Origin of the sequence: Limnobacter sp., from assembly GCF_043511195.1 — a bacterium.
In the GTDB taxonomy this organism is placed as follows: domain Bacteria; phylum Pseudomonadota; class Gammaproteobacteria; order Burkholderiales; family Burkholderiaceae_B; genus Limnobacter.
Genome location: NZ_CP121330.1, coordinates 803881 through 824319, shown reverse-complemented (window position 1 = coordinate 824319; position 20439 = coordinate 803881). Strand labels below are relative to the sequence as shown.

Genomic DNA, 20439 nt, shown 5'->3' with positions numbered 1-20439 from the left:
ATGCGTAGAATCAGTGTCTTCAATCAAACGCACCGCAGCACATGTTCAACATTACCCGCCTGGCCACCGCCACACTGATTGCACTCACGGTATCGGGCTGCGCCATTGTGAGCGTGGGTTCGGTCAGCTCGGAAGATTACTTGTCTGCCCGCCGCGGCGATGTGTTGACCACGGGCAAACTTAGCGCTTCTTCACGCACAGCGCTGCAAGTGGTTGGTACAGATGAGGAAGGCTGCAACCGTGACCTTGCCAATTGTCGCAAAACGCTGATCGCCAACATTGGTTTGAGCGATGAGCAGCGACTTTCAACACTGTCGGAATTGTGGCTGCAAGAAGCCTTGCGGCATGAAGAGGCGCAGATACTTGAGCCCGCCAACGATGCCCTGAAAGCAGCCACCTTGTCGGCCTTTCTGGAAAGTGCCAAACATGCGTATGCCTATCTGTTTTTTACCAGCCGCACACCCGACCTTCGCGCCATGGAAGATCGACAGGCCCAAGTGCGCGACTACTACAATTTTTCAACCCAGCAAGCTGTGGTGGGTTTGTTCAATCGCTACCGCGATCAGCTGGAGCGATCGGTTTCGCAAGACAAAACCTACCTGCTCGATTTTGATCCATGGCAAGTCAGTGGCAGCACGGCCGGCATTAGCCTGAGCCACAAAGGTCAACTACCCAAAGAACTGGTTGCCGCTTCTTCACTGACTTTCAAGGGTCTTCGCAACCAGTATCGCCGCGACGGACTGGGTGCCGAACTGGTGGCGGTTTTTGCAGATAGCGTGGTGAAGCAGGAAGATGAGAACAAACCCTGGAGTGAAACACCATTTCCGTCCATCACTGTGATGCTGCGTTTTCCCGGCAACAGCATCGACACGGTGCTGGCTGGCAACCGGGTTGAACTTCAGGGTTTCGACCCCCATCGCAATGTGAGTGTTGATGTGCGCGGCATTCGTGTTCCTCTCGCGGCCAACTTCACATCGGGCTATGGCTTGTGGCTCGCCCGCTCGGGCTTTGCGCAAGAAAGTTTATTGTCGCTGATTGGCCGAAGCGAGACCCTGGACAAACCCCGCATTTATTTGATGCAGCCTTTCGACCCGAACCGCCGCGTCATTCTCATGTTGCATGGCTTGGCCAGCAGCCCGGAAGCCTGGGTGAATGTGGCCAACGAGTTGTTGGGTGACGAGGAACTTCGACAGAATTATCAAATTTGGCAGGTGTATTACCCCACCAATTTGCCACTGCCTTTCAACAACCGTGAAATTCGCGAGGCAGTGAATGCCACGCTAAAAAACTTCGACCCGCAAGGCAAGCGCAGGGCATCCAACGACATGGTCTTGATTGGTCACAGCATGGGCGGTGTTCTTGCGCGATTGATGGTGTCGAATTCAGGTGACACGTTGTGGGAAGCGGTGCTGGAGCGTTACAACATTTCGCAAAAACGCGAAACAAAACTTCGGCAGAAAATTGAGCCCTATGTGATCTTCGATGCCATGCCACAACCCACGCGTGCCATTTTCATTGCCGCGCCGCACCGTGGCACACCCTATGCAGAAAACCGGTTTGCCCGTTTTGTATCAGGGCTGATCCGCTTGCCCGCAACGGTATTGAGCCGTGTGACCGAAATAGGCCAGTTGTTGGTTAATCCGGATGAGGCCTCGAATGAGCCCTTGGTCGGATCGATTAACAGCATCAAGAACCTGAGTGACCAAGACCCCTTTGTACGGGAGTCGTCCAAGTTACCGATCTCGAGCAAAGTGACTTACCACTCGATCATGGGCAACGTGACTCCTGAAGTTATTCTGGAAGCCAGCAGTGACGGGGTGGTGCCCTACGCCAGCGCAAAACTTGAGGGATCTGCCTCGGAACTGGTTGTGAATTCCTGGCACAGCGTGCAGGAAACCCCCGAAGCCATTGTCGAGATTCGCCGAATTCTGCACGAACACTTGAACCAATTGAGAACAGACCAACGTTAGTGGGTGGCTGCCTTGACAGGCAACCAGCGCCCGTCTTGCAGCACCACTTCATAGCGCGCCCAGCGCTTGAAGGCCTCTACATTGCTCAAGCCTGTTTCGTACAAATCAGCGCCAGCCACGTTCTTGAAAATCACTTGCTGCCCTGATTCGCTTTTGTAAGGTGTGGTCAGCGACATGTCCAACAATTCCCGCACACACCAGCGGTAACCCACTTGCCCATTGCTGTAAAACGCACCCACGGTCAGTGTTTGAGGGTGGGTGCTTTGCTCGTCGGCGTGCTTGGTGGCGTATTCAAACAGTTCAGCCAACACGTCTGCACTCACATCCACATAGGAATCCATGCGGGCAATAGCAGCAGCGAAATCCTCGTGCGTCAGGCTGGCCCCCGTTTCTGAAAGCGACTCAACAGGTTTTTTCTGCTTGCGCGCGAAGTGGTTGGGGTATCGTCGCCAAGAAAACAGCGCATTGAAACTGACCGCCACCACCAAAATAGCCAAGGTGTTCAGCAGCACCGGGTTGATCATGTACCAGTAACCCAGGTTTGAAATGGACTCGCCGCCCAGCACGGCGGTAAGCGCAGTGGCCCCGCCAGGTGGGTGAATACAATTGGCCCAATACATGACCCCCACAGCCACACCCACCGCCAAAGCCGCCGCCAAATAAGTGTGGGGAATATAACGTGCGCAGGTAACGCCGATCAGTGCGGATACAAAATGCCCACCCATCAAGGCCCAAGGCTGCGACAAGGTGCCATGTGGCACGGCGAACAACAACACCGCTGTGGCGCCCATCGACGCCACCACCAGAATGGCATCGGTGCCCTGCACCACGAAACTGGACACCCAACACACCAACAAAATGCCCAAAAAGGCACCCAAGCCGGAAATGGCTTTTTCGCGAGGGCTGGTTGAATTGGACTCAAAGCCAAGGATAGACCTCGACACCGACAGGGCACGCAGGGCCCGGATGGAGAGTTTCATGTTTGGAATCAACAGGTTTGTATGAAACAAGCCCATGATGATACGCCGGCCAGCCGGAAATGAGCACCAAGTTGGTGCAATTCAAGCCGATCCAATTCAAGCAGCATTTGCTGTGGGAACTCGCTTTATACTGCGCACTGACTTACTTCTGCGGCCTTCCTTGTGCGCAACTCCACCATTGATCTGCTGAAAGCGCTGGCATCACAAATTATTGTGATTCACCACTTGTTGCTGTACACGCCCATGTCGCCCGTGTTGCAAGCCAAATGGCCCGAATTACTCGGATTCATCGCCGACGAGGGTCACTATGTCGTTCAAATTTTTCTGGTGATTGGCGGGTTTTTGGCTGCGCAGTCGATGTTCGGTTTGCTGAGCAAGGCACGCGATGTGGCTGTGTGGCCGCTGTTTAAAAAGCGCTTTCTGCGCCTGGCCAAACCATTCTGGGTGGCCATTGCGGTGGCTGTGTTGCTGAGCTGGTTGGGCGGTCGAATTGCAATGCACGCAGAGGTGTCTGATCTGCCCAGTTTTACACAACTGCTGGCCCATGCGTTTTTGTTGCACGACATTGTGGAAGTAGAAGCCTTGTCGGCTGGTGTTTGGTACGTGGCCATCGACCTACAACTGTATTTGCTGTTGGCGTTGATTGCGTGGATCAGCCAGAAAACCGGCGGCTTCAAAGTGCTTCAACCAACAAGTGCCCTTTTGCTGCTGGCGGTCGCGGTAACGATTGCTTCGCTGTTGGTGTGGAACAGAAATGCCGAGTACGACGAATGGGCCTGGTACTTTTTTGGCGCTTATGGCTTGGGGATTGCTGCCCATTGGGCGCAGCGCGAGAACAAAGTAGGTTTGGTCAGCTTGCTGATCATCAGCCTGCTGGGTATTGCCCTGTGGGTTGAGTGGCGCGAGCGATTGTTGCTGACGGGTTTAACTGCCTTGCTGTTGATCAACAGTACGCGTATTGAGCGCTTTGTGGCTGTGCTTATTCAAGGTCCTGTTCGCTGGCTGGGCGATATTTCCTATTCCGTTTTCCTGATTCACTACGGCATCGCCGTGTTTGCAAGTTCGGTGGTGATTGCCTTGGGCTTGAGTAGCTTTGCGGAAATGTTGGCGGCGTTTGTGATGACTTGGGTGGTGAGTGTGGCTGCGGGGTGGGTGTTGTATCGGGGGGTTGAGCAAAAGATTTAAGACACCGACCCCCTTCGAATTAACTTGGTTTCTGCGCCTTCAACATGGCCTGCCCCGCCCGCCCAGCCATTTCCGTGCTGAACTGCCCCAGAATCCAGTGAAGGGTCTGAACAGTGACAGCACTACCGCTGATCGGCGCACGCCCCAGAAAATCAAGCATTGAATTCACGATGGTGAACACATCGTCAGCCAGCAGCTTGCTGGCATTGGCGGCCTTTACCAGCACTTCTGAAAGCAGATCTGCCGCAGTAACGGCAAGACTTAAGCCGCCCTGCACTGTGACCAGGTAGGCATACCCCATTGAACGCAACACCTGTTCAGTCAGTTTGCCAACAAGGTCGAGTAGCTTGGCATTGAACATGCCACCGCCACCCAGTTTTGCAAATTCTCTCGATAAATTTGCATACTGCGACAAGCCATGCGGCATCGGTAAAAAGTCGCTCCAACTGCTGCTATGAGCCATTTTGGAATAACCACTGTGCAGCAGGTGCGCATCAACACTCACCTTCTCGCCATGCTGTATTAAAAGTTCAGAAGACCCCCGAGAGGCATGCATGTAGGGAAACAAAGGCACCATGGGAACCGGATCACAGGAGTTGGCGATGCGCCGAATTTGATTGGGTGCAATTTGCTTGGTCATGTCTTGCGCATAGCTGACGATACCCACGCGCGGCGCACCAATGGTGTACAGGCACACATTGAAACCGGCATCGCGCAACATGCACGCATTGAGGTTGGCCAAAGCACCGCCCAGGCTGTGGCCCATGCAGTGAATAGTATTTGGTCGCGTTGCACCACTTTGCGATACAAAGTTCACCAACTGGTTTTGATAGCTTTTGAAGGTTTTCAAAAACCCCCGGTGAAACACATTGCCCCGTGGGCCGATGCCATAACCGATGTTTGCGTTGGTTGCGAGATCGAATTTGTTGTGCTGGAAATTCGTGCCGCGCGTGACCAGCACCAGCTCGTTACTGCGACTGCCCGTGCCGTGTGCGACGAAACCGAAACCGCTAAGCAGGTCGATGTTGAAAAGGCCGGATCGGCCGGCGAGTGTACCAAATCCATCTGATTGAATTGGAAGTTGTCGAGACTTGGCCACTTGAATTAGTTCGTCTGAACTTAGGGTAGATACATGCGCTACTGACTTGCCGGGATTCGCCCCTTTTAGATTGCGAAAAACGGAATCGGCTTCGTATGCAAAACCCGAAAGTGCATGAACGTAGTTTGGTTGTAAAAGTAGATTAGTCATATTTAAGGCTTTTCCTTTCTTCGGATTCTTCTACTTCACAGTTAATAATTGGCAACCTACCGTTGAATAACTCCTTGTTTTTCAGATCGCATTTCATACGTATGTAGGGAAGTCCCGTCTCAACGTTGTCCTGATACGAGTTTTTCGATGTGGCGTAGGCCATGTAGTCTTTACCGTCGATTGGAATATAGATTCGAAGACTTATATTGGGTACGTGAAACAGCTTTGCTAAAAAACCGAACTCTGCCGCACCGCGTACTTCGGGAAATTGAAAACGACCATCCTTATCCGTAGAGGTAATTGCTGTACGTGGCTCAGACTCCATATTCCAATGAAGAATTCTTTTCACTTTCACTCCTGCCAAAGGTTTACCGTGATCTAGTAATTGACCCTCTACCGTAGAGGACAGAACGAGGTTGTCTTGCCACATGGCATGAGATCCTTGGGGGAAAGAGAGAAGAAAAGTGGCGCAGGCAGGGAACAGCCATCTACCGAGGTTTGGTCGCATAGGGTTGTGATGCGTTGTGACGGAAAGCAAACACACTATCAGACCTGCATGAGCGCTCAAAAAATCACTAATTCGGATAGCTCTAATTGATTAGACCATTCAACCTTGCAGTCGATGATCGGCAAAACGCCCTCAAACAGTAGGCGATCTTTCAGATCGCAACTCAAATTAGTTTTCTGAGAACCCGCCTCAACTGCTTGGTCATATGAATGTCTTCCACTCGAGAACAGCGAGGTTGAAGACTGCCCCTCAATCAGGTTGACATCAATCAGCACAACTGGAACGTGAAACAATTTGGCCAAAAATCCAAATTCAGCAGCGCCCCTTACTTCGGGAAACTGAAAATGACCGCGCTCACTCGTAAAGGTAATTTCAGTGCGTGGTTCGGCGTCCATATTCCAAGAGAGCACCCGAACCACTTTTGCCCCGACTACGGGCTTCCCTTGATCAAACAATTGACCACTAACCGCCGGGGACAAAATCAGGTTGTCCTGTCGAACAGTTTGAAACAGGCTCAAATCCCAAGTTGTCAGAATTAAGTAGGGAACAGAGAGAAATCCCAAAAGTAAAAAGTAACGTAAACGCATGGATGAGTTGCCTTCAAAGGGAAAGGCAACACAGTAGCAGAGCCAAATTGAGGCTCAAAAAAGCCGCTGACTCAAGTCACTCACAGGGGGTAGAGCCAATGTTTCAATCCGAAATTCACTTCTTATGCCTAAGAAACCATGTTTTTTCAACATGAAACAACTATCATGTTAAAAAAATCCAATATTCTTAATACGTAATGGGTGTCATGTTAAAAGCAAGCTACCAAATTCCATCACTGCCTCCCACCGGTTTTAATGGGGAAGATCCCGCTATTTTGAAGGCCTTGGCTGTTGCACACAGACACTTGGCAGAGCTAAAGGGGTGCGCCAAAAGTATTCCCAATCAAGCCATATTGATCGACACGTTAACTCTTCAGGAAGCCAAGGCAAGCTCGGAAATTGAAAGTTACGTGACCACGCAAGATGAGCTTTTTCAGGCTGATTTACAGCTTGCGGATTGGGTATCGCCGGCCAGCAAAGAGGTTTCACGCTACAGAGAGGCCTTGAAATACGGTTTTTCGAAAATGCAATTCGACCAAGGGCTTCTCACCAACAGCACATTGATTGCACTGTTTCAATTATTGAAAAACAGTACCGACGGGTTTCGTCACATGCCAGGCACCGTTTTGAAAAATGACCGAACCGGTGCCACGGTTTTTGTTCCCCCGCAAAGCGCCAGTGAAATTCAGCAACACATGGACAACCTGGGGCATTTTATTAATACACCAGACGATCTTGATCCACTGGTTAAAATGGCGCTTATTCACCATCAATTCGAGAGCATTCATCCTTTTAGCGATGGCAACGGACGCATCGGCAGAATATTGTGCGTGCTGTATCTGACGCAAACCAGCTTGCTGGATATTCCGATTCTTTACCTTTCCAGATACATCAACCAGAACAAATCCGATTACTACCGACTTCTTCAAATTGTAAGGGACCACGGTCAATGGCATGAATGGGTCTTGTTCATGCTGCAAGCTGTAGCAGTTACAGCAAGAAGTACAGTAGACCTTGTAGAAGGTATGCGCGTATTGATGGCCAGTACCAAACAAAGAATAAGAAGAGAGCTTCCAAAACTTTATTCCCAAGACTTGCTCAACAACCTTTTCAGACACCCATACACCCGAATCGAATTTGTTCAAAACGACTTGGGAGTTTCACGTCAGACAGCAGCAAAGTATTTGCGAGAACTTGTCGGCAAAGGCATTGTGCTGGAACATGCGCAAGGCAAACATATTTACTTCATTAATCAGCCGCTTGTGAATTTACTAAGCCAGGATGAAATTCTTTAGAAAGCACTGAGAACAAGCAAATACGATCGCCAAGAATGCCCGCGATCGTATCGAATCAATGAGTTTTCTCGACCCTAAACCAGCAAGGCCTTATACAGGTTGAAAAAACTCACGACGCTGATCAACACGCCCACCAGAATCAGCAAGGTGCGCGTGTTCAATCGTTTGGTTACCATCGCAGCGAAAGGTGCGGCAAACAAGCCACCAATCACCAAACCCAACACCAGTACCCAAACACCCGTTCCTGCCAGCAACGTGAAAGAAGCTGCGCCAGCAAGCGCGAGGAAAAACTCGGCAAAGTTGACAGAACCAATCGTCGTTCGGGGATCGTTGCCCGAACCAACCAGCGATGTGGTCACCACAGGCCCCCAGCCTCCGCCACCGGCGGAATCAACGAAACCACCGAACAAGGCCAGTTTTCCCACGTGCCTGGGTTCGCCCTGATTCGATTTGATGGTTCGCCATGCCTTGCTCAGAATGTAAATACCCATGATCAACAGATAGGCTGAAATAAAGGGTTTCATGACCGTTGCGTCGATTTGAGTAACCAGTACCGCACCCAACACTGCGCCGATCATGCCGGTTACCAGCAAGCGTAAAAACAGCTTCTTGTTGACGTTGCCCAACTTGGCATGCGAAACACCTGATACGCCCGTGGTGAAAATTTCTGCGATATGAACACTGGCGCTGGCCATGGCGGGCGTTGCCCCGGCACTTAACAAGAAGGTGGTTGAGGTAATGCCGTAGGCCATGCCCAGTGCACCGTCGATGGCCTGCGCCAGAAAGCCGACTGCAACTGCACTCCAGAACATTTTGTCTGACAAGGTTTCTTCAATCAGGGAAAGTCCGCTGGCGTAATCGTTGGTCAGCGCAAACCGGCTTATCACAAAGACAGTTAATGTTAGCAGTACCAAGGAGGTGAAGCCGACGGCCAGGCGAATGGCCATCGGTTGTGCAATGCCGGCAGGCTGTGCCGAGAGCGGGGGCACAACGGGTGTGCCTTTGGCGGGCAGGTTGCGATAAAGCTTCATGTTTTTTCCATTTGACACAGCGTGAGGTGCTGCCGGTGTCAAACAGTATCGAAGAAGCTAAAAATAAAAAAGTATTAATTAGTTCGTTGCTTATTACTGTTAGTCATGTAAAACAATTTAACGAATGTATCCACAACATGACTGCTGCACTCGTCGCCCCAAGGGGAGACATGAACTAGATAACTCCCAACTTAATTCGTCTTCCAGAACCGATACTCCGCACTGTATTTCACTTCCGCTTTTTCACCCACATTGTCGACTGAGCATTTTTTGGAAGGTGCAACACCGCCCTTGGTGTTCACACGCTGAACGTAGCTGATCGCGGTCAGCGCGCCAAGCCCGCCAGACACATCGGTCTTCACCAGTTGCAAGGGAATGTTTTTGCTGCTGTTGGGTGACACGGCCACTTGCGAGCCTGTTACAAACGATCCGTCTTTGTGGGTCCATCGCGCAGGCGGGCCAGAGTAATCGCCAATCTTTTCACCGCCTTGGTCGCTCAGGTCGGCCCGTGGACCAACCATGACCCACTTGTAAGTGGTGAGGGGGTCTTGTGCCTTGCTGCATCGGTATTCAATGGTCCCGCTGGCTTTGGTTTCCAGCACAAGGCTGTTGCCGGTGGCCACCTGGATCAGTGCTGGCAAATCTTTTTGTGATGCGCCGGTTTGCGCAAACAGCAAGCCGGGCGCAAAAGCCACGACGATACTCAACCATTTTTGGGGGATCATGTAATTCACTCCGCTTTTTCATTCATGGCTTAAAGGGACTCCACCAGTTCATGAAAGTTCTAACGAATGAGCGAATGACAAGGCAGACAAAGTTTCCTAAAACACACCACGCATCATGTTCACCGCGATACCAAACACCACCACAGCAAACACTTTTCGCAGCAATGGCGCTGGCAAAACATGGGCGGCCCTGGCGCCTGAAGGTGCCAACAACACGCTGGCTACGACCGTGAACAGCAAAGCAGGTGTGTACACAAAACCAAGGCTGCCCGTGGGCAGGCCGGGTGCGGTCCAACCATTGAAAATGAAACCAATGGTTCCACCCAGGGCAATGGGAAAACCCATGGCCGATGCAGTGCCAATTGCATTTTTAATCGAGACGTTGCACCACACCAAAAACGGTACGGTGAGTGCACCACCGCCCACCGCCACCAACGAAGACGCAGTGCCAATGAATGTGGCCACGCCCATTTGCCCATTGCGCCCCGGCAACACGCGACCCGGTTTTGGCTTGTATTCAAAAAACATTTGAAAGGAGGCCAACCCCATGAACAGGGCGAAAAATACAATCAGGAAAGTGGTGGACACATGGCGCGCCAGGAATGTGCCAAACAGGGTGCCCAACAATATACCGGGAATGAAGTTTTTAACGACATCCCAACGCACCGCGCGGTGTTGGTGATGCGAGCGCACACTTGAAACCGATGTGAACAAAATGGTCGCCATGGAAGTACCCAGCGCCAAACGAAAATTCCATTGCCCAGGCAGTGCCGCCAGCTTGAAGGCCCACACCAGTGCAGGCACCAGCACGCTGCCGCCCCCCACACCCAGCAAACCCGCCAGAAAGCCGGCAATAATTCCAATTGCAATGTAAGCCAGAACGGCCTGCACAGTAAAAATTTCAGCAAACAGTTCTGCGCCCAATTCGGCCTCGTGAGGTTAGGAAGTCTGTGAGCGCAACCAGCTCAAAGCGCCATCAAAACTTTGAAATTCGGACAATGAACGTGCTTGAACATTGGAGAATCGCTCGCGCACCATGCGAGTCAAGCTGTTACCAGGCCCAGTTTCAAAGTACACCGTGGCCCCCATTTCCTGAGCAAGGTCCAGGGTGCGTGCCCACTGCAAGGGCTCGGAAATCTGGCGTGCCAGGCAATCAATTGCGCCTGCACTCGACTCGACCGGGCTGCCATCCAGTGCACTAAGCACAGGACAATCGAACGGCGCCCAACCTGCAGATTCCAGTGTGCGGCGATAAGCCACGGTGGCATCAATTAACCAAGGCGTGTGTGAAGGCACTTGCACATTCAAGTGCACCACATGCGCACCAAGCTCGCGTTCCATGCCCTTGCAAATGGCTTTCATCACCGCAGTGGGGCCCGCCAACACGCCATGCTGTTCATCGTTCACAATGGCAACCGCCAGGCCATGTTCTTGTGCAATGGCATGTAATTTCTCAAGGCGAATTCCTTTCACCGCCATCATGCCGTGGGCGGGTGGTGCGGCCTGGTCCATACAGCGCGCACGCTTCACGGCCAAACCAACACTTTCCAATGCCTGCACACTGCCAGCCACCGCATGTGCAGTCAGTTCACCAATGCTGTAGCCCGCACTTAAATTCACACGAATGCCCTGTGCTTTTAACGCTTGCGACACGGCGGCACCCACCGCCACGATCAAAGGTTGCGCATGGGCATTGGCAAAACATTCCGCTGGATTTTGCGACACGGCCATTGCATCGAAAGGCATGGCATGAAGCAACGGTGCAAGCTGCGGCTCGATCAGGGGCTCTGCCAACAAACGCGGCAGCATGTCCAGTGTTTGGCTGCCCTGCCCGGGGCACAGGATACAAAGACTCATTGCCGGGCGGTCATGAAACGTGGCAACTCTGAATTCACCTGAACCAAGGCCTGCACAAACAGGGCCGCCGAGAGCAGATCGGCACTGCCGCCGGGGCTTAACCACTGGGCCTCGAATTGTTCGCACAAGTGTTCAGCGCGCAGGCGCCAGCCGGGTGCAAACACACCGCCTTCAGCCAGGAACTGATCCACTTTGCCTTGTGCCCACTGCAGGCCTTTCAGGCCGCCCCGATGCGCCAGGTTGGTGTCGGGCAATTTGCCAATGGTGCACACCAGGGCATGCAACTGCGCCTGCTCTTGCGAAAGCCCCTCGGACAAGGCCCAACGCAGTTGCGGCACCGTGGTCCAAAACAGCACCGGAAAACCTTCAGCTGCCTGCTCGCGGGCACCCGGCAAACCGAAAGCGTCCCTAACGCGCCGCCCGTGGGTGGGTGTGTCAGCACACAGAACCTGATCCTGTACACCTGCCAGTAGAATATTCACACCCCACTTGGCGGCCACCAAACGGCCCAAGCCAATCGGCTCGAAGCAACCGTATTCACGGAACTGCACCCCGGCAGCACCCGCCAGCAAACCCATCAGGAATATGGCGCCTTTGTGGGTGTTGACACCCGCTGTCGCCTTCAGCATGGCCTGCTCCGCAGACAAGCCCAGGCGTTGAAGTGTTCGAAACTCGGCGCCTTGAACACCCGCGGCGAAGCACTCGCCAAAGTAGCCCTGCAAAGCCTGAATGCTGCGCTTGAAGGTGCTGCAATTCATGTCGGCATGGCTGCCGTTTCGGCTGGGGCAAACCAGGCCAGGCTTGTATTCCAGCGCCACTTCCTGCAAAAGGGCATCACATGCCGCAGCATCAATTCGCGCTACGAGTTCTTTCATACCGCACTCCCAACCGGGCAGGTGAATCCCGACCGATAATCAGTCAGTGACACCAGCTTGACTTCACGACTGGTTTTGCTCAACAGCTGCGCATTGTGTTCAGGCAAGGCCCGACACAATTCGCGCCACGGCACTGCATGCCCACTGGGGCTGAGCACTTCACCGTCAACGTGAAATGCGGGGTGCCGGGTTTGCAAAGAATTCAAGTACACGCACAAATTTTCAGCATGCGACCAGGTCAACGGTTTGAACAACACATCCAGATCTGAATTCTCTGTGACACAGGGCAAACCGGTGAGGTGTTGCACAGCACTTGAGCCGTACACATGGGCAGAAATACCCTGTTCACCTAAAAAGGAATTCAGGGCAAGGGCACCCGCCTGCCAGTGCAGTGGCAATTGCGGCACCACATTGCTTAGGCCAGGGCCCTGCTGGTGTTTTTGAATGTCGGCCCGGTTCACGACAAATGACAATCGCCGCTTGCCCCAAGAGGCAGGTTCAGCCAAACCCACCCGAAGGCCAGTTGACTGAATTTCTTCCTGGCGGGCCACGATCAACGGATAACCGCCCAGCACCCAACGGTGCAACAAAGACAATGCACTGACGGGCTCCATGGGAGCAGGTCCGATATAGTCGGCCTGCTTCACGGCATTCAGGTTCAACCACACAAAATCGTGGCGATTGAACAGACTCATTGCTGACCCCTCATTGCGAGCCCAGCACACGTTTTATCACAACACCCGCCGCCTGTCGGCCACCCCGTTCTACACCACGTGCAATGCGGGAGTCTTTCGCGATCTCGCTACGCGACTTGCCCTGCAAATGCGCAATCGATTCGACCAGTTTTGCTGCATAGTCACCTTGCCACACTGCATCCAGGTGCCCCATGCGGAAATAATTTTCCACACCTGGCGAAAACACAGGCGACTGCTTGGCCAGTTCTTGCAAATGATCCAAAGGAATTTTCGTGATGCGCGACATGGCTGGCAGGTTCATGACTTTGATTTCTGCATCGGCCAGGGCATAGCAGGCATCGGCCATCATGCCGGTGCTGATGTAGCCGCCGCTGACCGCCTCGCCGTACACCACGCTGACGATCACATGGCCACGCTGGCGTGCCAGTTCAACGGCCTTGGCCAGGTGCGCCATGTAACCATTCAGGCCCATCAATTCATCGCGACGGCGAAGGCGTTGGCCTTGCGTATCAAGCAAAAACACAATGGGTTCGCCAGGGCGCTGTTTGATGGTTTCAATCACCACGCGCGCCATGGTCAGGGCCATGTCTGCACCCACCTCGGCTTTCTCGGCAGTGCCAATCACCGTCACTTCCTGGTTACCGGCCGTTGCACGGCCATAAAAATGATCGGCCTCAAGGCACGCTGCTTTCCAGCCTTCACCGAACAAGGCATTCAAAACCTGGTCTTGATTCATCGCGCACCCCTTGCCACATTGCGGGCATTGGCCGTGGCGTTTACAAATTCATCTGCAGGCATCAGGGCCAATTCCTCTGCTGTGGGCAAGCCCAAACGTTGCCAAATTTCTTTGGCATCCCTGCAATCGCCAAACTGCTGCAAGCGCTGGGTCAACATGGCGTGTTCAGCCTCCAGGTTTTCCAGATCAAAATTCACTTTGTCAGAATCGAGCGCGGTCAAAGCCGCGTTGCGAAAAGCGTCGGTGTCATCGGCCACCAAGGCTTGAATGTCGCCCATCACGTAACGGTGTTTGCCACCGCTGACCCGCCACACCAAGGCACGGTCGCGTGAGTCGAATTCTTCCACGCCATACACGGTTTCAATGACCTCCGGGCCCGACATGGCCAAGCGCCCTTCTTCCGACATGATCAGCACATCGCAGCAACGTGCAATCAAACCCGTACCGCCGAAGCAACCCGCCGAACCACCAATCAGGCCAATGAATTGCACGCCCTGTGCACGCGCCGAACACACAGCCCGCATAATTTCGGACACCGCGATCAAACCGGCATTGGCCTCGTGCAGGCGCACGCCACCGCTTTCGAAAATCAGCAACACGGCACGTGGTTTTTCTTGCACGGCCTTGGCGATCAGCGCAGTAATTTTTGCACCATGCACTTCGCCAATGGCACCGCCCAAAAACTCACCTTCCTGGGCTGCCACCAACACAGGTACGCCACCCAAAGTGGCGCGTCCAATGACCACGCCATCATCGAATGCAACAGGTTGTTCAAGCAACGCCATGTGGGGACTGCTGATGCGATCAGACGGCTTCAGGATTTCCTGAAAACTGCCCGCGTCGCACACAGCCTGCACACGGTCGCGTGCGCTGGCTTCCAGAAAACTATTGGCCATGTTTGTTCTCCCATGCCTCGATGGCTTGGTCCAGGCGCAGGCTGACCACAGCCGGTGTTGCGCCCACATCGTGAATTTCAATTTTCAAACCACCTGCGTTTTTGCGTTCAACAAAATCGGTCAACACAGCTTGCCAAATTTGGCCGAAGCCGCGTGCCGAGGTTTGAATGTCCACTGAACAATGTGCGCCATCGCTGCCTTTCTCCAGCAACACTTCACAGTTGCCGCTTGCGGTAACACCCACCAGCACTGCATCACGTTGTGCTTGTTGAACCTTGCTGGGCAAGTTGTATTTCAGTTGTTCCATACTCATGATGAAAACCCCTTACCAGTTGCGGAAACGGCTGGGCGGGTTGTACAAACCACCTGAAGCACGCACCAAATCTTTAACGGTTTTTGCAGCCAGCAAATCGCGGGTGGCATCGCGCCGGGCAATGCCCAAGTCTTCTGCACGCTTGATCACACCACGTGCGCGCAATTCTTCCACCTTTTTCTTGTCGCGGGCCATGCCCACTTCGGTGTAGCCGGCCACGCCACGAATGGCTTGCTCGCGCTCTTCTTCACCACGACACAGCAGCAAATTGGCAATGCCTTCTTCGGTCACAATGTGGGTTACATCGTCACCAAAAATCATCACCGGCGGGTTGTTCAAACCCATGCTGTCGGCCAGGTCCCAGGCGTCTAGCCGCTCAACAAACGCAGGGGCCATGTGTTCGCGGAAAGTTTCTACCATTTGCACCACCAGCTTGCGCCCACGTGGCATGTGTTTGGGGTTGGCCTGCGCTTCACGCCCAGCCTTTACCCAGGCTTCGCTTTCATGCCTGCGGCCACGCGCGTCGGCACCCATATTGGGTGCACCGCCAAAGCCGGCGATTCGGCCCTTGGTGGCTGTGCTGCTGTTGCCGTAGGTGTCAATTTGCAAGGTTGAACCAATGAACAGGTCGCAGGCGTAATGCCCTGCCGCCTGACAAAACGCGCGGTTGCTGCGCATGCTGCCGTCGTTGCCAGTGAAGAACACATCGGGCCTTGCAGCAATGTATTTTTCCATGCCCAATTCACTGCCAAAACTGTGCACACTTTGTACAAAGCCTGCTTCAATCGCGGGGATCAATGCGGGGTGCGGGTTCAGTGCCCAGTTGGTACAAATTTTTCCCTTCAAACCCAATTGCTCACCGTAAGTGGGCAACAGCAATTCAATGGCTGCGGTGTCAAAACCAATTCCGTGGTTCAAACGCTTTACGCCATACTCCGCGTAAATGCCCTTGATCACCATCATGGCCATCAACACTTGTATTTCAGAAATTTGTGCCGGGTCGCGTGTAAACAAAGGCTCAATGTAATTCGGGCGCGGTGCATGAATTACAAAATCAACCCAATCGCCGGGTACATCTACACGCGGCAGTGTGTCGCGTATTTCGTTCACCTGCACAATCACAATGCCGTTTTTGAAAGCCGCGGCTTCCACAATGGCAGGTGTGTCCTCGGTATTAGGCCCTGTGTACAAATTGCCTTGGGCATCTGCAGCCTCGGCTGCAATCAAGGCCACATTGGGCGTTAAATCCACAAAGTAGCGACCAAACAATTCCAGGTAGGTGTGAATGGCATTGATCTTGATTTTCCCGGCGCTGACCAGGTTGGCCAGGCGTGCGCCTTGTGGCCCGGAAAATGAAAAATCAATTTCCTTTGCGATGCCTTTGTCGAACAACGCGGTGTGTTCGGGCAAAGCCACCACCGACTGCAACAGGTGCAAATCATGCACTTGTTGCGGGTTCACTTTGGCCAAACATTGCGCCAAAAAGTCGGCCTGCTTTTGGTTGTTGCCTTCCAGGCAAACTCGGTCGCCGGGCTCAATCACACTTTCAAGCAAGGTCACAGTTTGATCGGCCTTCACCACCTTGCCTGAACTTCCACCGGCAAGGTGGGCAGCGCGGCCCAACCGGGCCGCCTTGGATTGTTGCCCTTGGCGCCATGCAGTGTTGGTTATGCTCATTGTATTTGTCCTGCTTAGTAGTCGTACAACATGTCGGGCAGGAACATCACGATGTCGGGGAACACGGCCAGCAAGGCGATGTAACCCGCAATAATCAGGATGAACGGAATAATGCCCTGGAAAATTTCACCGAACTTGATGTCGGGCGCAATGCCGTTGATCACGAACAGGTTCAAGCCCACAGGCGGAGTAATCAAGCCCAGTTCCATGTTGATGGTCAAAATAATGCCGAACCAGATTGGATCAAAACCAGCAGCCAGAATGGGCGGCAAAATCACCGGCGTGATCATCAGGATAATGGCCACAGGTGGCAGGAAGAAACCCAACACCAGCAACAACATGTTGACCCAGAACAGCAAAGCCCACTTCGACATTTCCAGTGCCACCAGCCATTCAGCCATACTTTGGCTAATACGCAGATAGCTCATCACGTAGGTGAACAGGAAGGACATGGCGATGATCATCATGACCATGCAGCTTTCTTTCGCTGTGCCTGTAAAAATGGCGCGAAGGTCGGTCCACTGGTAGCACTTGTACAGTGCAATCACCAAGATAAGCGCGGCAACTGCACCCACACCGGCCACTTCCGAAGGTGTACCGAAACCGCCGTACATGGCACCCATGATCAGCGCAATCAACAGCAGAAAAGGCAGCAGACGCGGCAGCGACTCCATCTTTTCTTTCCAGGTGAAGTGCTCTTTCTGGGCCACTTTCGCAATTTCTTCGGGGCTTGCAGTTCTCATCCATTCGTGGCGGTCGCGAATGTATTTAATGACCACCCACAGCGAAAACAGCACGGCCAGCAAGAAGCCGGGAACAATACCCGCGACAAACAACTTGCCGATGGACTGCTCGGCCATGACCCCATAAATAATCAAGGTAATGCTGGGTGGAATCAAAATACCCAAAGTACCGCCCGCAGCGATCAAGCCAGATGCCAAGGCACCACTGTAACCACGCTTGCGCATTTCAGGAATTCCCATGCCGCCAATGGCTGCGCAGGTTGCAGGACTTGAACCACACAGCGCTGCGAAAATGGTACAACCCATTACGTTGGCCACACCCAGGCTGCCTGGCATGCGGTACAACCAGCGGTAGGCCGATTCATACAAATCCACCGCCGCACGGGTTTTGCCAATGGCAGCCCCCATGAGAATAAACAGCGGAATGGTCAACAAGGTGAAGTTTTCAAGTTCACCGAAAATTGTTTCTGCAATCAAATGAATATTGGTCGCAGGCATGAAAAAATACATGATGATCACGGCCGATGAACCCAGCGCAAACGCAATGGGCATGCCCGAGAACAGCAACACCAATGTCAGGGCCGTGTAAATCAGGCCAATTTCGACGACGCCCATATTAGCCCCCTTGTCCGCTTGTGGTTGCGTGCCCGTGCTTTGGCAATTCAGGGGCCTTGCCCATCAAGCCTTCCACGATTTGCACAATGAATTGCAGTGTCAGCAACAGCATGCCAAACGCCATAAAAAAGTAGGGAATCCACAACTTGGGGCCCCAGGTCGAGCTGGTCGCCCAGCCCTGATCCCAGGCCTCATGGCAATACACTGCAGACAAGTAAGCCACCAGGCCACAAAAAAGCATCGACAAAATATCGCCCAACAACAGGCGAATTCGACTTGCTCGCTTTGACATGATTTCGTCAAGAATTTCAATGCCCACGTGCCCACGCTCGCGCTGTGTGTGCGCAGCGGCCAGGAAAGTGGCAGCAATCAACATGAAAATGCTGAGTTCGATGACCCAGTCATTTGAAATATTCAGGATGTATCGTGTTACGACTTCGTACACCAGTACGAGTGAACAAATCAAAATCAGAAGTGCGGACAAGTAGGCCATGGCTTGGTTGAAGCCGCGCACCGTGCCGCTGAACAGTCGCCACAATGGGTTGTTCATAGTTTTCTCCGAGTGGAACTTGAACACCAAACCCAAATCTTGTCGAAATAGGTTTGGTGCGCTTTGCTTTGCTTAACTGCTTTATTTAACGGCAGTGGCCATGTCCAACCACTTCTGGCCATCTTTCACTTCTTCAGCGAAATCTTTCCAGGCGGATTTCTCGGCAACAGCACGCCACTTGGCGAAAGTTGCATCGTCCATGGCGTAGGCTTTCTTGCCTGCTTTCTTCCACACTTCAGCAGCCATCTGGTCGTCTTTCTTGGACTCTTCGATAGAGAACTTTTCCAGGCTTGCACCCACTTCCATCACCGCTTTCTGTTGGGCAGGTGTCAGGCGGTCAAAGGTTGACTTGGCCATCAAGAGGGGTTCAAACATGAACCAGAAAGAATTCTGGCTGGCGTCGGTCAAGTGGTCGCCCACTTCTTCCAGACGGAAAGAAATGATGGACGTGCTGGATGTGACAGCTGCGTCCAACACGCCGGTTTGCATGGCGCTGTAAACTTCGTTGGAAGGCACGTTGGTGATTGAACCACCAGCACCTTTCAACATCAAATCCATGTGCTTGGAAGCACCGCGAATTTTCACACCCTTCACATCATCGGGGGCCAATACTTTTTTCTTGGAAGCAATACCACCGGCTTGCCAAATCCAGGTGACCACTTTCACGCCTTTGCTTTCCAGCAATTTTTCCAGCTCATTGCCGATAGGCTGGCCTTTCCAGCGGTGGCCTTGTTCGTAGCTGGTGATCATGCCGGGCATCAAGGTGATGTTCACCTGTGGAATTTTTCCGCCTTCGTAGGCCAGTGGGTACAGGGTCATGTCCACAGAACCATTCTGCAAGGCACCAAACTGCGCAAAGGTTTTAACCAGCGAGCTGCCGGGGAAAATTTCAAACTTCAGACTGCCATTGGTTTTCTCGGATACTTCACGTGCAAACTTGCGCACCAGGCGATCGCGGAAATCGCCTTTTTCTTCCGTACCGCCCGGGAACTGGTGCGATACCTTGATGGTGGTGGTTTGTGCCGACACTGTGTTGACGAAACCAAATGTGATTGCTGCTGCGGCCATACCGGCCACCAGGGGTTTGATCATGAACTTCATGAGTAAGTCTCCTCTCTGCTTCTAATAATTGGACGCTATTGAACCAGGTGAGTGATTCGCCAACGCTTTCCACATCCGAACGAAATTTCTGGGTTCGTTCAATAATTCCCGGACAACAGTGAGCCGAAGCCCGGGGCATAGGTCTTCAGACCCAATTTCTTTAACATCATGTAAGTGGTTGCAACCGAAGAAGACAATACGGGCATACCCGCACGGTCTTCGATTTGCTGAATGGAGGCCAGCGATGGCATTTGCACACAGGCCGAGGCCACAATGGCGTCTACATTGGCTGTGTTCAGTTTTTTGGTGTGCTCAACCGGGGCCAGCGGGTTCAACAAACCCACTTCCAAATTATTGGATACTTCCAGTGAAATGCTGTCGAGCACCTCGATGCCCTCATGCTCAATGTAGTCCACCACCAACTGGGTCAGTGGTTTCATGTACGGCGTCAGAATGGCCACCTTCTTGGCACCAATCGCTTTCAAACCATCCACCAGGGCACCCGCACTGGTCACCACCGGCGCAGGGCCACCGGCCTCTACCGTACGGCCATGCAAACGCGCTTCCGATTTTTTGTGATAACCCAAACCCATGCTCATGATCGCAACCAGGCAGGCATAGCCCAGCACATCCACACGGGCATCGGCCAACTCAAGTGCACAACGGTCAGAGTCGGAGTCCATCTTGGCCAACTCTTCTTTGGTCACATGTTGCATGCGCATGCGGCTTGAATGGAAGGTGAAACGCTCGGCTTCCACGGCTTCGCGTGCACGCAGAATCGCTGGGATTTCTGTTTCCATGGTGGTGTTGGAACTTGGCACAATTTGGCCAATGCGGTAAATCTTGCTCAT

21 protein-coding genes are annotated in these 20439 nt (G+C 53.0%); 3 read left to right on the top strand and 18 right to left on the bottom strand.

The window, feature by feature from the left end:
- The first annotated feature begins 41 nt into the window (after positions 1-41).
- Positions 42-1970 carry an esterase/lipase family protein gene (locus P0D43_RS03940; RefSeq protein WP_394673288.1) on the top strand — a complete coding sequence of 643 codons (1929 nt, stop codon included), beginning with the start codon at positions 42-44 and terminating at the stop codon, positions 1968-1970.
- On the opposite strand, the gene P0D43_RS03935 is transcribed toward P0D43_RS03940, so the two are convergent.
- Positions 1967-2950 carry an HPP family protein gene (locus tag P0D43_RS03935; protein WP_394673287.1) on the bottom strand — a complete coding sequence of 328 codons (984 nt, stop codon included), beginning with the start codon at positions 2948-2950 and terminating at the stop codon, positions 1967-1969. The two genes, P0D43_RS03940 and P0D43_RS03935, sit on opposite strands and share 4 nt — an antisense overlap.
- A 162-nt stretch (positions 2951-3112) precedes the next feature.
- Between P0D43_RS03935 and P0D43_RS03930 the strand changes: the two genes are divergently transcribed.
- Positions 3113-4135 carry an acyltransferase family protein gene (locus P0D43_RS03930; RefSeq protein ID WP_394673286.1) on the top strand — a complete coding sequence of 341 codons (1023 nt, stop codon included), beginning with the start codon at positions 3113-3115 and terminating at the stop codon, positions 4133-4135.
- Positions 4136-4154: 19 nt separating this feature from the next.
- On the opposite strand, the gene P0D43_RS03925 is transcribed toward P0D43_RS03930, so the two are convergent.
- The 3 genes from P0D43_RS03925 to P0D43_RS03915 all read right to left on the bottom strand — a co-directional run bounded on the left by P0D43_RS03925 (position 4155) and on the right by P0D43_RS03915 (position 6479).
- On the bottom strand, positions 4155-5384 hold the full coding sequence (locus P0D43_RS03925; RefSeq protein WP_341236959.1) for a lipase family protein: 1230 nt from the start codon (positions 5382-5384) through the stop codon (positions 4155-4157).
- Positions 5377-5814 (bottom strand): DUF6795 domain-containing protein, encoded by a 438-nt coding sequence (locus tag P0D43_RS03920; protein WP_159567943.1) that lies wholly within the window; start codon positions 5812-5814, stop codon positions 5377-5379. Before P0D43_RS03920 ends, P0D43_RS03925 begins: the two co-directional genes overlap by 8 nt.
- A 134-nt stretch (positions 5815-5948) precedes the next feature.
- On the bottom strand, positions 5949-6479 hold the full coding sequence (locus P0D43_RS03915; RefSeq protein WP_159567942.1) for a DUF6795 domain-containing protein: 531 nt from the start codon (positions 6477-6479) through the stop codon (positions 5949-5951).
- A 206-nt stretch (positions 6480-6685) separates the two neighbouring features.
- Between P0D43_RS03915 and P0D43_RS03910 the strand changes: the two genes are divergently transcribed.
- Positions 6686-7774 carry a Fic family protein gene (locus tag P0D43_RS03910; protein ID WP_394673285.1) on the top strand — a complete coding sequence of 363 codons (1089 nt, stop codon included), beginning with the start codon at positions 6686-6688 and terminating at the stop codon, positions 7772-7774.
- Between the two features lie 74 nt (positions 7775-7848).
- On the opposite strand, the gene P0D43_RS03905 is transcribed toward P0D43_RS03910, so the two are convergent.
- From P0D43_RS03905 to P0D43_RS03840, 14 genes are all read right to left on the bottom strand, one after another.
- A complete protein-coding gene (locus tag P0D43_RS03905; protein ID WP_394673284.1) occupies positions 7849-8805 on the bottom strand; it encodes a sulfite exporter TauE/SafE family protein in 957 nt (318 codons plus the stop codon).
- 191 nt (positions 8806-8996) lie between these two features.
- Positions 8997-9530, bottom strand: a complete 534-nt coding sequence (locus P0D43_RS03900) for a DUF3455 domain-containing protein (protein ID WP_341236956.1) — start codon at positions 9528-9530, stop codon at positions 8997-8999.
- A gap of 96 nt (positions 9531-9626) precedes the next feature.
- Complete coding sequence (locus P0D43_RS03895; RefSeq protein WP_236550764.1) at positions 9627-10454, bottom strand: sulfite exporter TauE/SafE family protein; 828 nt, start codon at positions 10452-10454, stop codon at positions 9627-9629.
- A 15-nt stretch (positions 10455-10469) separates the two neighbouring features.
- The gene (locus P0D43_RS03890) at positions 10470-11387 is read right to left on the bottom strand and encodes an acyltransferase domain-containing protein (protein ID WP_341236955.1); all 918 of its coding nucleotides are present in this window, start codon (positions 11385-11387) and stop codon (positions 10470-10472) included.
- Positions 11384-12262: a triphosphoribosyl-dephospho-CoA synthase gene (locus P0D43_RS03885; RefSeq protein WP_159567937.1), complete on the bottom strand. Its 879-nt coding sequence runs from the start codon at positions 12260-12262 to the stop codon at positions 11384-11386. Before P0D43_RS03885 ends, P0D43_RS03890 begins: the two co-directional genes overlap by 4 nt.
- Positions 12259-12957: a malonate decarboxylase holo-[acyl-carrier-protein] synthase gene (mdcG, locus tag P0D43_RS03880; RefSeq protein WP_394673283.1), complete on the bottom strand. Its 699-nt coding sequence runs from the start codon at positions 12955-12957 to the stop codon at positions 12259-12261. The genes P0D43_RS03885 and mdcG overlap by 4 nt, the downstream gene beginning before the upstream one ends.
- A gap of 10 nt (positions 12958-12967) precedes the next feature.
- Positions 12968-13693, bottom strand: a complete 726-nt coding sequence (gene mdcE / locus P0D43_RS03875; protein ID WP_394673282.1) for a biotin-independent malonate decarboxylase subunit gamma — start codon at positions 13691-13693, stop codon at positions 12968-12970.
- A complete protein-coding gene (locus tag P0D43_RS03870; protein WP_394673281.1) occupies positions 13690-14589 on the bottom strand; it encodes a biotin-independent malonate decarboxylase subunit beta in 900 nt (299 codons plus the stop codon). Before P0D43_RS03870 ends, mdcE begins: the two co-directional genes overlap by 4 nt.
- A complete protein-coding gene (gene mdcC / locus P0D43_RS03865; protein WP_394673280.1) occupies positions 14579-14902 on the bottom strand; it encodes a malonate decarboxylase acyl carrier protein in 324 nt (107 codons plus the stop codon). Before mdcC ends, P0D43_RS03870 begins: the two co-directional genes overlap by 11 nt.
- Before the next feature lie 12 nt (positions 14903-14914).
- Positions 14915-16579: a malonate decarboxylase subunit alpha gene (gene mdcA, locus P0D43_RS03860; RefSeq protein WP_394673279.1), complete on the bottom strand. Its 1665-nt coding sequence runs from the start codon at positions 16577-16579 to the stop codon at positions 14915-14917.
- Positions 16580-16593: 14 nt separating this feature from the next.
- Positions 16594-17937, bottom strand: coding sequence for a TRAP transporter large permease (locus P0D43_RS03855; protein WP_159567932.1), 1344 nt, complete (start codon positions 17935-17937; stop codon positions 16594-16596).
- Position 17938: 1 nt separating this feature from the next.
- Positions 17939-18487 (bottom strand): TRAP transporter small permease, encoded by a 549-nt coding sequence (locus tag P0D43_RS03850; RefSeq protein ID WP_159567931.1) that lies wholly within the window; start codon positions 18485-18487, stop codon positions 17939-17941.
- An 81-nt stretch (positions 18488-18568) separates the two neighbouring features.
- Complete coding sequence (gene dctP / locus P0D43_RS03845) at positions 18569-19588, bottom strand: TRAP transporter substrate-binding protein DctP (protein WP_159567930.1); 1020 nt, start codon at positions 19586-19588, stop codon at positions 18569-18571.
- Between the two features lie 98 nt (positions 19589-19686).
- Positions 19687-20439: an Asp/Glu racemase gene (locus P0D43_RS03840; RefSeq protein WP_159567929.1), complete on the bottom strand. Its 753-nt coding sequence runs from the start codon at positions 20437-20439 to the stop codon at positions 19687-19689.